Source organism: Nocardia sp. NPDC051756 (assembly GCF_040681495.1).
GTDB lineage: Bacteria > Actinomycetota > Actinomycetes > Mycobacteriales > Mycobacteriaceae > Nocardia.
The window spans coordinates 411213-424460 of the sequence record NZ_JBFAYV010000002.1; the positions used below are offsets into that span (position 1 = coordinate 411213).

The window sequence follows — 13248 nt, forward strand, 5'->3', positions numbered from 1 at the left end:
CGAACTCGTCGCATTGCGACGTTGTCCACATCTTCGACGGCTCCCGGGGCCATCGAGTTCAACCCCTCGAACACGGGCTCGACACCCGACCCCGTCCTGACGGAACCAGTGTCCCGTGAAGTGCCGTACGCCGATCCGTACGCACGGGATACTGTTCTGTTCGGTTGAATCCAGGCAGGGCGGTACCGACTACCGAAAAAGGGGAAGCGCGATGGCTGACGAACAGATGAGTATGGACCTCGGCGTGCCTGTCGAGCCTTCCGATTGGGCACGGTGGGTGAACGTTGACCGCCGCAAGGCGCAGGCTCAGAAATTCTTGGATCGCATCGGCATTCAAGGCATCCCCGATGAATTCTCGTGGTTCGGCGATGTCGAGAAATCGGCGAATATTGCATTGTCTGAGGCGTTTCCCGGCATGGAGTTGCCGACGCCGGAAACCCGCTCGAACCTGGTCGACCCTTTCGTGTGCTTCCTCGGCGAATACCTAACCAAGATTGCCGAGGCAGAATGGTACGACTCGCCGGTCGATCGGGAGCGCACGATATACGAAAACGTTAACCCGGCGCTTCGATGCAAAGGTTCTGCCGATACAACGGTGACCGATCTATTGCAGGACATTCTGAATCACGGAAAAGAACTCGATGACCGCATTTTCACGAGTGCGATGGTAATCAGTCACGAGCTCCATCTAAATTCGTTATAGGCGTAATCGGGGGGGACGGCATGTCCGCAGAGAATAACCAACAGGGAGACTTCTTCCATCGTGGAATGGCGGAGATCCGGGGTGAAACTCGCGAACACGGATGGGTGCGGGAGCATCCAGAACCGGCCACCAACCAACGTCTAGATCAAGCGCGTATCTACGTTAACGAGCGCGAGCGCGAATTTACGGAGTACAAGTCCGGCCGGATCGACGCACGGTGCGTCGAGCAACTGGCGAAGCATCTCGAACTCCTGGATCGGGGCATGTATCGCTCCGCCGAATGGGTTTCGGTAACGCCTATTGAGAGAACACCCAAAGAGTTTCAAGATTTGGTACGTGGGGCGCAAGATCGAGGGTTGAATTTCAAATACGTCACCCCTGAACGTCATGTGATCAAGGAAGCGATCGAAAAGGGCAAGCAGCAGGTAGCGGGACAGCAACTCGAACTACCCGGCGTTGGAGATAAGGCACGCGAAGCGCAGGCGCAAGACCTTCAGAAAGCGCGAGACCGGCAAGTCGCACTCTCGAAGGCGCGTGAGGCAAAAGAACGGTTTCAAGCAGTACAGAGATTCAAAGACGCCAGTGCCCGCGGCAGAGTAGAAGCACCGGCAATCGTGCACGCCGAGCGTGTAAGACGGGCCGAATTAAGATCCGAGCACGTTAAGGCCCGTGAAACACCGGAGACCGAACGCATCCGGGCCGGACGTGCAGCGGCAGAGAAGGCCGTGCGGGAATTTCAGGACCGACTGAGAGACGAGCCGGGATCGTCGGCGGACAATGCAGCCGCGAAAACCGCTACCCCGAAGCGTGAATCACCCGAAGCGGCCCGCGCCCGAGTCGAGCAGGAAGCCCGTGAACAGGTCTTGCGCGACTTCCCGTTCCCTGCGCCTCAGCAGCCCCCAGAGCGAGAAACACTCGAGATCGGGGAACGGAGTATCCCGGAGCTGGATCAGGCTGCCAGCGTGGCACGTGAAGCCGCCGATAAAGCACAAGCGGCCGAACGCGAAGAAGCCGACAGGGCACGCGAGGAAGCCCGCGAACGAGCAAAGGCATTGGAGCAACACCAACTTCACGGTCTTTCACCCGAAGTCCGCAACCTTCTCGCGTTAGGCCAAGCTCAGCCACCCGCTGCGGCGGTGGAGACGAAACCGGGATACGCGCCACAAGTCCAAGGTCTCGGCAGGAACGCGCAGGGGATCTCCCGGGGGCCGGAACGCGGCCGTTGATGACCGAAGCGGAGCACACCCACGATCAGTCGCCGCAGCCGGCCTCGGTCGGGGCTATCGACGCGTTACCCCGCACGATGTAGCTCCGTGGACTAGGCAATAAAATCCGTACACGATCGGGTGGCGCATTACGAGCGCCGAGTCTCGCCGCTCTTGCCCGAATTCGGTTCGCTCCATCCCAGTACTACGCGTCCAAGGTGCCGCCTGTCGCGTCACGACCGAGCAGACACATAGTCAGATTCGCGAAAGAATGCGGTGTCGCAGTCTTTGATGGACCATATAGGGCAGATGAAGAGAGTTTGGGAGCCCTCGGAAGTGAGAAGAAGGAGAAGAGGAAACCGGAAACCCAAGTAAGAGAACTTGCCGAATTCACCTTTACTGGATCAAGTGCGGCGCGCTACGCGCGCCGCCCAGGTGCCCGCCCTCCGCTGCGCTCCGGGCAGCACCCTGGTGTGTAACCAGGACGGGGGGACCGAACCATCGCAACACAACCGCCGCAACAGCAATCCATCCGCCGCACACCCACAAACCTTCGCCAGGCACATAGACCAATCACCAGCCCTCAGCAACCCGCCCTGAAGCGCTGCCGCGCCCCTCCGGGGCTTGCCACCGATCCATTGCGAGGCAGCTGATTAAACCAGCTGACCTATCCAATAAGATAACGGACATTTAGAGCCAACCCGTTACCAGGAGTCCAATAGACTGCCTCCAGCGACTACTCCGAGCGTGGATCACTTCCCGATGTGCGAGCTGTTACAGCCACCTGTCCACTGTTAGAAACCTTTCCTCGACTCGACGCGTCAAACCATCCCGTCATTTCGCCACTCTCGATCGCCGTAACCGCCTCAACTAGCCGTTGATCGCGAGTCAACGCGACGTCATACGGAGGAACTCTAATCCGATATTTCCTACGCTCAGCTTCAACAGCTTCACGAGCTTTGCTATACCGCAGATAGTTCTCTTGCCACAGGAACAGCGATCGCAGCCCTGTGACAACAACAACAAGAGAACCAATGACGGCCGGTAAAATCGTATTACCAGAGAACATCGCTGCAAATACCGGAATAGAGGCGGATCCGGCCAGCTGAATTGCTTCGGTTAGCCTGTGGTACCTGCGCGATCTTTTCGAGGCTTTGACATACCAGTCATAAGAAGCATTGGCCATCCCCACGGCATACTGCTCTACCGAGTCACTGTCGGTCATTCGCAAGCCCTACCCCAGACGGAATATATCGATGTATCATTCGATGCCGCGCAAACTATCGATCCAATTCTTAATTATTGTCTGAGTGTCGGAGATCATTGTAATCCCCGACACGATCAACTTCCCCGGCTTTCTCATATCCCGACTCAGTGCCGACATTCCCTCCAATACATCGACCAGTGGCCTCGCTTCCATAAGTGCCAGATTTACCGATTCGTACATACCTCCAATCGTATCCGCCAGACCAGAAACCTCTTGTGGATCCATGGACGTAGACATTTTCATGTCATTAATAACTGCACCGAAGGCCGCATCCATGGAGACGACGCTATCCCTGTAGCCTTCGGCAGCTCCATAAAAGTCGGAGCAAGGCGACATTAGCCGACCGGCGATACGGCGCAAACTCGCAAGGCGCTGCGACATTTTCGAAGCCTGGGTGGCACGTTCAAGGTCCGGCTGCGAGGCATTCATAATGCTCGCCAAGGATTCCAATGCAATTGTCATGGCCTCAATAGACTCTTGCCATACCACCGTTTGATCTTCGAGGTTCGCAATTTGATCCAAAGTACCCGGTACATCATTCCCGTCCTCGTCGTCGCTATCCGGACCGCCCCCCCGTTCACCGTCCGGATCACGGTCGACTGGAACCATCTCTGGCACACTTTCCATCATTTCGGAAATCTTTTTGATGCGTTCGGCCAGTTTATGAATAGCTCGCTTGTAGATACTTGACGACTCATCTTCAAGGCGGATATCAAACCAAAACTGGCATTGCAGACTGCTCACAATCGTTAAAATTTCGTCGCCAGAGCCATCCTCCATGCCCATTTCGGTATAAACAATAGGCAGCATGAGATCGACAAGCCCCGCGGAGCGCGACTTACTCCAGAACGTAAGGAATTCGTAGCGGCATGCAGAGCTTCGCAGATACGAGGGCGTAATTATCGGAATAAAAAGCGTTGTATTATGTATCGAGTCATCAATCCTTTTCGCCCATTCTTCTCCCCATTCTATACTTTCGCGATCTATGAAAATCTCAAGAGGATTTCCGTTGATCAACTTAAATTCCCTGCCGATCTGCTTCGACAGTTTTACAATATGACCATCCGTGCACTCGTCATCATCACGCGAATAGCTCCAGAACGCGCTCAGGGCTGCCACCATGCAAGAATGATGCCTCATCTTGCGCACTTTTAAAAACAGACGGCGTGTCTTCTCATGTTTCGCGGAGACGCTACATGCGGCCAGAATGTTCGCTACAATGCTCGATTCTTCGATCAGACAGGCCGTCCTCAGACCAATAAGTCAATTCTTGCCAATCAATATCTACCGGGCGCTTCCAATGCCCGCGCCTTACCCTGCTTCCTTCCACACAGGCGTGAAGCTGTCGAGCGAACGGTTCTGGGTACCCTTTCCTACTGGGTGAATCACGACTGCTGCCAACTCCGCGAAGAGGATCGACCGCTTTTGCTGAAGGTCGTAACCACCCTCTTCGACGGGCTCGTACCAGCGCTCCCGACGTTGTGCAGCGGTATCAACCGGCACCGTGTTGGCCTTCTGGAACGTGGCACGCTCACGCCGGAGCATGTTCACCGTCTCATCGAGGCCCGGCAACATCCGATAGAACCGCTCGTCATCGATCTCGCCGTGGTTCCACCGAGTCTCGAACTCATCGCGGCGACGCAGGGCAGCCTCTAGCTCAGATTCCTTGTCCCAATGCAGTTCCGCGGTGACCGCCGGCCGTTCCTCCAGCGCCAGCAGAACGAGCTCGCTGATCTTCTCATCTATCCACTCGCCACCGACCGAGACGCCACCACATCCGCCATTGGTTACCGGTCGGCAGCCATAGCGGTACTTGGCGCGTCCCTTGTCGTTTTTTCGGCCGGACATCACGCAGTTGCAGCGGCGTCCGCTTTCGAGCAGGTTCCCGCACCGGTACAAACCGCTTCCGAGGTAGACCCGAGACACGATGCCCTTCGGGGGCTTGTTCTTGCCGATACGGTTCCGAGGGCGGTAGCGCCCGGCCACCTTCTCCCACTCTGCCGGGGTAATGATGGCTTCCCACTGCCCCAGCATCAATTCACCGTGCTCATCCCGATAGACGTCGTTGTTGTCCCCAAGAATTCGAAGACCCGCGTTGCGTGGGTTCGAGACGATCTGCTTGACGGTCTGGTCCCGCCACTGCCCGCCCTTCGCAGTCGGAATCCCGGACTCTTGGAAGATCTTCGTGATGGTGCCCCAGGACTGCTGGGCGATACACGCGGCAACTGCCTTCCGTATAACCACCGCCTCCTCCGGAACCACTTGGATCTCACCGGGTTTCCCCTGCACTGGCTCATAGCCGAAAACCCGACCTCCGGTGTGCGCAATTCCTCTTCGCGCCTGGCCCTCATGCCATCGTCGGGTGCGGCTACGCCGTTTTCGGTTCTCCCCCATGGCGATTGCGACACCAAGCAAGCCGATGATCTCGGAGTTCTCCGAGTACAGATCTTGGGTGCCGTAGTCGTCGGCGAACACACGGTCCGGGGCCGCGCGAAATGCCTCGATGAAGTGCTGCCACTGGGCAGGGAGCTTGTAGATACGATCTTCGTCCACGGCGACCACGCCCTGAATTGGGTAGCCCGCCGGGGTTGCGCCCTTGTGCAGATGCGTCAGCATCATCTCAAAGTCGGGGCGGTAAGCGTCTTTCGAGGCAGACAGGTCGTTATCGGTGTAGTACCGAACGATGACCAGATTCTCTCGCCGAGCGGTGCTGTAATTCGTTGTGTGCTGGTTGGTCACCCCCTTGGCCCTCTTGCTCGTCCCCCGCTTGCCCGAGAGGTCCGAGATCCGGGCATAGGCCACAACGCAGACCGCGCCGGACTGGCTTAGCTCAGCCGGACTTGGAAGATTCGCAGGCACACCCCGCATCTCCATGTCCAGTTTGGCGAGCACAGCACCATCGACAGCGGGGGCATCTTCGTCAGGTTCCATCGCATCTCCCCAGGTAGCAACACCTTTCGAAGACTATGGTACTTCGCAACTCACATGACACCAGTGGCAAGACGCGTACCCGATCGACAAGAGAATCGGCACGTCCCGCTCGGCCGCCTCCGCCAACGCGGCGGCATCCCACTCCCGCCAGTCGACCGGATTACCGGCGTGCTGTCGCAGGTAAGGCGATGTCGCACTTGCCAATTGGTTCACATCCATCAGCCTCCTCGGTCAAGCCAGCACCCAGCACGCTCCGGCCACCAGGTCTCGATCCGCAAGTTCGGCTTGCGGAGACGGCAAAGCGAGTCCCCACACCACGGACGTCTTCTACGCCATCACATGAAGAGTAGTGCGCCATCTCTGGAAAGCGGGGGTTCGTTCGGCGAGGGACACGCTGGCGCCTGACTTCGGCTGCGCATGCCCGATTCTTCGTTCACAAGCTCGACCTCACGTTGCATGGTCTGGCAGATTCTGGATTAAAAGTCTGGCAATTCTGGGATATTTAGGTCGCAAATGTGCGACTATACCCCTGGCAGATTATCGAATAGAGAGGTTGACAGTGTCGGAACCCAAGCTGATCGCACGTTACTTACAGGGCGAGCTGGCCGAGTTGGTCCACGACGAACCTGTAGTCGTACTGACCGGCGCCCGCACTGTCGGCAAGAGCACCTTACTCTCCGCATGCGCCAAGGCTGTGGGCCTGCAGGTCCTCGACCTCGATGATCTGGAGACCCGACGAGCAGTTTCGGCCGACCCTGCGCTCTTCGTCGCCGCAGACCGACCGGAACCGGTCTGTATCGACGAATTCCAGCATGTTCCATTGCTTCTGGACGCCATCAAGGCCGAACTCAACAAGGATCTACGAGCTGGGCGCTTCATCCTGACCGGCTCGACTCGCTATGGGTCGCTCCCGGCGGCAGCGCAATCGCTCACCGGCCGTGCCCATGTTGTGACGATGTGGCCGCTCTCGCAAGGGGAGTTGGCCGGAACTCAGGAAACGGCCCTGGATACGCTGGTCGACGACCCCGCAGCACTGGTAACCGCGAACTCGTCTCCGAGTACCCGCGCCGACTATGAGCGAGCGATCCTTGCCGGAGGGTTCCCACTCGCCTTGGCCCGCGAACCTGGACGCTCCCGTGATCGGTGGTTCCGAGACTTCGTCAACCTTGTCGTCGAGCGCGATGTCATGGAGATCCGCAAAGTCCGCCAGCGGCAAGTACTTCCACGAGTGCTCCAACGACTGGCGGGCCAAACCGGCCAAGTAGTCAACATCTCGAACATCGCCGACGCCGTCGGCCTCGACTCGACAACGGTCAAGGACTATCTCGGCCTCCTCGAAGCGGTCTTCCTCGTCCATCGCATCGAACCCTTCACCCGATCAGCTACCCAACGGGCCATACGCAGCGCGAAGATCCACGCCGTCGACACCGGCCTCGCGGCGTACCTCACCGGACTAACGGAGCAGAAGCTGTCCAGCCGGGTCCCCGCTACGCTCACCCAGTTCGGCCACCTCGTCGAAACTTTCACTGTAAACGAGCTGATCAAGCAAGCAGGGTGGGCACAACAGGAAGTCGAGTTCTCCCATTTTCGAACCCGCGATCAGCAGGAAGTCGACCTCGTTATCGAAACCGTCACAGGGTCGGTCGCCGCGATCGAGGTAAAGGCGGCCGGCACGGTTACCGACCGAGACTTCGAAGGACTCAGGATGCTCCGCGACAAACTGGGCAGCGCATTCGTGGGCGGTGCAGTCATCAACCTCGGCCAGAAGTCCTACACCTACGAGGACAAGTTGCACGTCTTGCCCCTCGATCGGCTGTGGACACCCCTCAGCTGACAATGCGCACTGAACGCTCGTGCGCGGTACTTCATAGTTCAGGCCGGTACAACCGGTTTCGCCCGGTGCACAGGGGCTGCCTGCGACCGGACCGCGGGTCCGGCGGGCATTGCGCCCACCGTGCCCGCGGTCACAGGATCAGCCCTGAACTGGGAAGTTCGCGCGGATGACGTTGTGCGGGTCGCGGTTTCGCTTGATCTCGCGCAGCCGCGCGAGGGTGTCCGGGTCGAAGGCCGCGGCGGCGGACTCCCCGGGAGCGAGGAACGTGTAGGGCTTGGTGCCGGTGATCTGGGTGCCGAGGGCGTCGGTGATCTCGGTGATGCGGCCGCGGATGTCGTCGAGCAGGTGCGGCAGTCCGAGACCGAGCAGGTACAGCGCGTAGGGCTCGGTCACCGCGCCGCGGGCACCGTCGCCGGGGCGGTTCTCGGCGAGTGCGCCGCCCAGGCCGCGGATCTGCACGTTGAGCAGCGGCGCGACGGGTGCCTCGATGAGGGTTTTCACCACCGCGTCGTCGAGTTCGGTGAGTAGTTCGCCGCGCGAGAGCGACGGGCTGGGGTCGGTAGGTTCGGCGGTGATCTTGCCGATCTCGGCGGGGGTGAGTTCGCCGCGGGTATCGGCGATGATGCCGTCGATCGTGTCGAGCCGGCGGGTCAGGTGGCGTCCCTCGGCCGAGTCGCCCAGGTAGGCGAAGTCGATCGCGACGGTCGGCGCGATGCCGGGAATCTGGTAGCGCTGCAACCACACCGAGAGCTCGGCGGGCGCGTCGGTGGTGAGTTCGGTGAACACCTCGAAGACCTCGCGGGTGCGCTCGGCCGGCCACATCACCCGCCCGCCGTAGAGCCGAGGCAGCTCGACCAGCTCGAACTCGAGCCCGGTAACGATCCCGAAGTCACCGCCGCCACCCCGCAATGCCCAGAACAGGTCCGGATCCGAATCTGCGGTGACCCGCTGTGGCCGCCCCGCGGCATCGACGATCTCGACCGCGCGCACCGCGCTCGAGGCCCATCCGTACTTACGCGCGAACCAACCGAAACCGCCGCCCAGGGTGTACCCGGTCACGCCAACGACCGGGTTGCTCCCGGACAGCCCCGCAAGACCGTGCGCCGACGCCGCGGCCTGCACCCGCCCCCACTGCGCACCACTGCCCACGCGCGCCACGCGCTGCTCGCCGTCGATATCGATGCTGTCGAATCGGCTGGTACGCACCAGGATCGCGCCATCGATATCACCGGTCGCACCATGCCCGGTCGGTTGCGTCACCACTACCCGCCCCGCCCGCCGGGCGTACTCCAGCACCGCCGCCACATCCTGCGCGTCGGCCACCTCCACCACACCCGCCACAGACTGCACCACAGCGGTATTCCACGGCTGCGCCGCCCGATCGAATTCGGCATCACCCGGCAGAAGCACACCGCCACGGACCGCAGTGCGCAAGTTCTCGATAGACATTCTCAATCCTCGTTCATCATCGTCGTGCCGGGTTGTCTAACTGATTGACGACACAGGCCCCACAGGTGTGACATGAGCCCCTCACCGCCCGGTGCAACCACGTCGTTCGCGGGCTATCCGCCGACGTTGCGGTATGCCGCGTAAACCCGGATTCGCCCAGTGCAGAGCGGGTTTCGGCGACATGCGGGCGACCACACCCACGAAGCGAAGACCACGCAAAGTTTCGGCCGCACCCGAGCCACTGGTCTCAAGGCACGACGCGACCAGCACCGAGCGACGGCATGGCCACGGACGCCGGCCCTCGCAGACCACCGACCACAATCGGACGTCCATCGGCCGGACGTACTTCGAGAGGGCCGATGATTCCGAACTGCACAGCTCACAGTATGCCGCGCAATCCTCGAGCTACGGAATAGACCGCTGGTCAGCACCGATCGCCAGGCCGATAGCGGTGTCGCCGTTCGCATCGGGCACATTGCAGGAGTCCGCAGCGCCGAGAAAGCCGGCCAGCCCTTCGGTCTCGATTGCACAGGCGGCCACAGCATTCGCGACCGCCATCACATAGCAACGGAATCGCCTACTGCGAAGTAAACAGGGGTGCAGCCACACTCACCGCGAAGACGCGGTTCACCCCCAGTGGCGAACTCCTTGATAGAGCGAGGTGGTCACTCCACCAGATCAGGCTCCGGGTCCGACCGGATCTGCGCGCTGAATTGTGCTCCGTACTTGCCGGAGTTCGCCTCCATGGCCGGGATGAGCAGCGACGAATTCGCCGATTTGCCGGAGAACAGTGCGTCCCACGTATCGGCACCACTTGCGATCAGGTCGGCAGCCTGTTTGAACTCGGCACCCAGCTCACCGGACTTAGCGAGTTCTTGTAGCTTCTGGGCCTCTTCCGCAGTGGTCACATTCGCCTGAGCAAGCCGTTGCGCCTCCTGCATCAACTCGTCCAGTTGCGACTTCAGCTCCGCAAGAATGGTCCCGAACGCCTCACCTCGGTTCGCGATTGCCATATTTTCTCCTGATTCTTTGCATCAGACCTGCGGCGGTTTCGGTAGCGACTCTCTACTGAACTCACCAATCGCACTCACAAAAAGATTCTTGACCGCATGCAGCAATGTGAAGAACACGAGGAGCACACTCACTACACCCTTGTAAAGCTTGAAGGCATCCCACCCCTTCTTGGCCAGATAGGCCTGCCCGAACAGCGGGATGGCCGCCTTCGTGAACGCCGCGGTGAGCAGACTGACGATGGTCATGAATACGTCGGTCGCATTCTGCGCTAGATGCACTGCCTGGTCAGCAGCATCATCGATGTATTGCGCCGCTTTCCGCATGATCGACTCGATATTGTCGAACTTCGTGTCCCAAGCCTTGAAATGGTTGCCCGCGCTGGTCGACGCACTGCCAATCCACGTTTTAGCAATCGAGGTCTGCCCGGAGGCGAGATTGGCCTGCACATCGTCGACGAACTCGGCCAGCTTCCGCCAGGCATCTGCCTGAGCTTTCGCCTTCGGAATGTCGCCGGCCAGCAACTCGCAGATCTTCTTCCTGGGGTCGGACGCACCCAGCGCTACCAGCAGTTCGCACACCTTGTTCCACATCAAACCCAAAGACAGCGAAGGCATCTCGAAATTGCCACGCACCGGGTCCGAGAGCTGAGCGGTCGGTGTCTGAAGATCAGCGAATCCGTTGGCGACACCGTCGTCGACAACGGTGACCGGAACATCCCCATCCAGCTCGGCGAGTGACCCAGCGAACCGGCGATCGGCGTCGACGTAGTCAGCAGCCGCGTACTCCAGCGCCCGCTTGGCCTTGTCCATATTTTCATTGCTTGCCAGCAACACATCATGCAACGCCGGCAGCAGCGTCGTGTAGTCATCCTTGATGAGATTCATGATCCGGCCGAAGTCTGCATCATTAAGGTTGCGGACTGAGTAATTATGCCCTTCGTAAAGATGAGTCCCCGAACGGCCGACCTGTTCCGCCCAACCACGCAGATCGCTGATCTCGACCGAAAAGTCTGGCGCCAAAGCGTCCCCCTCGATATCGTATTACCAATTATTTCAGAGATCCCCGGATAGTCGACCATGCACGACCAGCAGGATCACGTTTATCAGCACAATGCTGATCGAGCCCAACCATTGCAGGGGCCAGTTCCTACGCATAACAATGAATGACGCGACGATACCGAGAGCCCCCGCCACGCAGTAACTGGCTTTCCAGGCAGTGCTATCAGAAGTAAGACCCATCACGACGGTGAACGTCGACAGCAGGACAGCACCGACCAAGAATTCGCGGCGTAGCAATCCCTCGGCTAGCAAGGCACCGATCTGCGCGGTTGCCGTCACCACTCGCCCTACAGTCCGGAAGCGACTCGGTTCCCCCATACGATGCCCTCCCCATAGGTGCCGTAACGATCAGAACGTCCCCATTTCCGTTCTCGCGCAATTCAAACACTTCACACACCGCGGTGCAACGGCGACAGCTGCCGTCTTGCCGGCGAGCCGATGACCGTTGAGGCGGTGACATCTGCCACATCGCCACGGTGTCACACGGAGGCGCTTGGCGGCATCTCGTGTTCGTCCGGGTGAGCGGGCCGGGCGTTGGTGCCCGACGAGTCGAGGAAAGAGCTGTTGCTATGCGTATTACTGTTTTTGGGGCCAATGGGCCTGCCGGTCGGGTGTTGACCAGTCAGGCGCTCGCTGCCGGGTATCAGGTTGCTGCGGTTACTCGGCGGCCGGAAGTGTTTCCGCTGCAACATGATCGGCTCGAGGTGATCGAGGCCGATGTGTTCGATTCGGGGGCCGTTGATGCTGCGGTGGGGGCGGGGGATGCGGTGTTGTCGGTGCTTGGGGTGCCTGCGGGGAAGGAGGCCATCAGTACGTATTCGCGTGGGGTGGGGAACATTATCGATGCGATGCGGCGGCGGGGGGTGCGGCGGCTGGGGGTGGTGAGTTCGGCGGGGGTGGATCCGCATCCGTATGCCGGGGCCGGGGTTGTGTTCAATCGGGTGCTGATGCCGTATTTGACTCGGGTGCTGGGTAAGACGATGTACGACGATATGCGGCGGATGGAATCGTTGGTTCGGGCAAGCGATTTGGAATGGATGATTGTGCGGCCCGGTGCGCTTTATCATCGGCCGGCGGTCAGCGACTACACCGTGGTCGAGGGGCGCGCGGACGGGATGTATACCGCTCGGGTGGATCTGGCGGCGAGCCTGCTCGCGCTGCTGGATGACGACCGCTACCTGCGTAAAACGGTCGAGGTCGTCACCACGGTCGGCAATCCGACACTGCTGCAATGGATCCGGCGCGAGGCCATGCCGAAGCGGTGAATCGATCCGCGACTCCCGTACACGCGATGACAAGATGGGGAGATGCCACGAATCGCTACTGCCGACAAGGTCGAACAGTCCGCGCTGCTGGAGTTCTTGCGGCAACGGCACCGCGGGGTATTGGTCACCAGCCGCGCGGACGGGTCGCCGCAGCTGTCTCCGGTGACCTGCGGGCTGGATGCGGAGGGGCGCATCGTCGTCTCGACCTATCCCAGCCGGGCCAAGACGCGCAACGCCCGCCGCAACCCGCAGGTGTCGATCTGCGTGCTCTCCGACGACTGGAACGGTCCTTACGTGCAGGTCGACGGCCGGGCCGAAGTCCTGGACATGCCGGAAGCCCTCGACGGGCTGGTCGACTACTTCCGCGGCATCTCGGGTGAGCACCCGGACTGGGACGAATACCGGACGGCGATGGCTCGCCAGAACAAGTCGCTGATCCGCATCCACATCGACCGCTGGGGACCGATCGCCACCGGCGGGTTCCCACCCGAGCAAGCGGAAGCATAGCGACAATTCGCGGGC

At 60.3% G+C, this 13248-nt stretch carries 14 protein-coding genes; 5 read left to right on the plus strand and 9 right to left on the minus strand.

Annotated elements, in window-relative coordinates:
• Positions 1 to 211 precede the first annotated feature (211 nt).
• Both AB0M22_RS07955 and AB0M22_RS07960 read left to right on the plus strand, forming a co-directional pair.
• Positions 212 to 703 carry a hypothetical protein gene (locus tag AB0M22_RS07955; RefSeq protein WP_364722439.1) on the plus strand — a complete coding sequence of 164 codons (492 nt, stop codon included), beginning with the start codon at positions 212 to 214 and terminating at the stop codon, positions 701 to 703.
• A gap of 20 nt (positions 704 to 723) precedes the next feature.
• The gene (locus tag AB0M22_RS07960; RefSeq protein ID WP_364722441.1) at positions 724 to 1929 is read left to right on the plus strand and encodes a hypothetical protein; all 1206 of its coding nucleotides are present in this window, start codon (positions 724 to 726) and stop codon (positions 1927 to 1929) included.
• A gap of 715 nt (positions 1930 to 2644) precedes the next feature.
• On the opposite strand, the gene AB0M22_RS07965 is transcribed toward AB0M22_RS07960, so the two are convergent.
• The 4 genes from AB0M22_RS07965 to AB0M22_RS07980 all read right to left on the minus strand — a co-directional run bounded on the left by AB0M22_RS07965 (position 2645) and on the right by AB0M22_RS07980 (position 6325).
• Positions 2645 to 3133, minus strand: a complete 489-nt coding sequence (locus tag AB0M22_RS07965) for a DUF4231 domain-containing protein (RefSeq protein WP_364722443.1) — start codon at positions 3131 to 3133, stop codon at positions 2645 to 2647.
• Between the two features lie 36 nt (positions 3134 to 3169).
• The gene (locus AB0M22_RS07970; protein WP_364722445.1) at positions 3170 to 4297 is read right to left on the minus strand and encodes a TIR domain-containing protein; all 1128 of its coding nucleotides are present in this window, start codon (positions 4295 to 4297) and stop codon (positions 3170 to 3172) included.
• Positions 4298 to 4486: 189 nt separating this feature from the next.
• Positions 4487 to 6106 (minus strand): recombinase family protein, encoded by a 1620-nt coding sequence (locus tag AB0M22_RS07975; RefSeq protein ID WP_364722447.1) that lies wholly within the window; start codon positions 6104 to 6106, stop codon positions 4487 to 4489.
• A gap of 33 nt (positions 6107 to 6139) precedes the next feature.
• Positions 6140 to 6325 (minus strand): DUF255 domain-containing protein, encoded by a 186-nt coding sequence (locus AB0M22_RS07980; RefSeq protein WP_364722449.1) that lies wholly within the window; start codon positions 6323 to 6325, stop codon positions 6140 to 6142.
• 340 nt (positions 6326 to 6665) lie between these two features.
• On the opposite strand from AB0M22_RS07980, the gene AB0M22_RS07985 reads away from it, so the two are divergent.
• Complete coding sequence (locus tag AB0M22_RS07985) at positions 6666 to 7940, plus strand: ATP-binding protein (RefSeq protein ID WP_364722451.1); 1275 nt, start codon at positions 6666 to 6668, stop codon at positions 7938 to 7940.
• A gap of 138 nt (positions 7941 to 8078) precedes the next feature.
• On the opposite strand, the gene AB0M22_RS07990 is transcribed toward AB0M22_RS07985, so the two are convergent.
• The 5 genes from AB0M22_RS07990 to AB0M22_RS08010 all read right to left on the minus strand — a co-directional run bounded on the left by AB0M22_RS07990 (position 8079) and on the right by AB0M22_RS08010 (position 11743).
• Positions 8079 to 9389 carry an FAD-binding oxidoreductase gene (locus tag AB0M22_RS07990; protein ID WP_364722453.1) on the minus strand — a complete coding sequence of 437 codons (1311 nt, stop codon included), beginning with the start codon at positions 9387 to 9389 and terminating at the stop codon, positions 8079 to 8081.
• A gap of 405 nt (positions 9390 to 9794) precedes the next feature.
• Positions 9795 to 9950 carry a hypothetical protein gene (locus AB0M22_RS07995; RefSeq protein WP_364722455.1) on the minus strand — a complete coding sequence of 52 codons (156 nt, stop codon included), beginning with the start codon at positions 9948 to 9950 and terminating at the stop codon, positions 9795 to 9797.
• 104 nt (positions 9951 to 10054) lie between these two features.
• Entirely contained in the window at positions 10055 to 10402 is a 348-nt protein-coding gene (locus AB0M22_RS08000) for a hypothetical protein (RefSeq protein WP_364722457.1), read from the minus strand.
• A gap of 21 nt (positions 10403 to 10423) precedes the next feature.
• Entirely contained in the window at positions 10424 to 11422 is a 999-nt protein-coding gene (locus AB0M22_RS08005; RefSeq protein WP_364722459.1) for a hypothetical protein, read from the minus strand.
• Between the two features lie 33 nt (positions 11423 to 11455).
• Positions 11456 to 11743, minus strand: coding sequence for a hypothetical protein (locus AB0M22_RS08010; RefSeq protein WP_364722461.1), 288 nt, complete (start codon positions 11741 to 11743; stop codon positions 11456 to 11458).
• A 287-nt stretch (positions 11744 to 12030) separates the two neighbouring features.
• Here AB0M22_RS08010 and AB0M22_RS08015 point away from each other — a divergent pair, with 287 nt between their 5' ends.
• Positions 12031 to 12726: an NAD(P)H-binding protein gene (locus tag AB0M22_RS08015; protein ID WP_364722463.1), complete on the plus strand. Its 696-nt coding sequence runs from the start codon at positions 12031 to 12033 to the stop codon at positions 12724 to 12726.
• Between the two features lie 42 nt (positions 12727 to 12768).
• The gene (locus AB0M22_RS08020) at positions 12769 to 13233 is read left to right on the plus strand and encodes a PPOX class F420-dependent oxidoreductase (protein ID WP_364722465.1); all 465 of its coding nucleotides are present in this window, start codon (positions 12769 to 12771) and stop codon (positions 13231 to 13233) included.
• Positions 13234 to 13248: the final 15 nt, after the last annotated feature.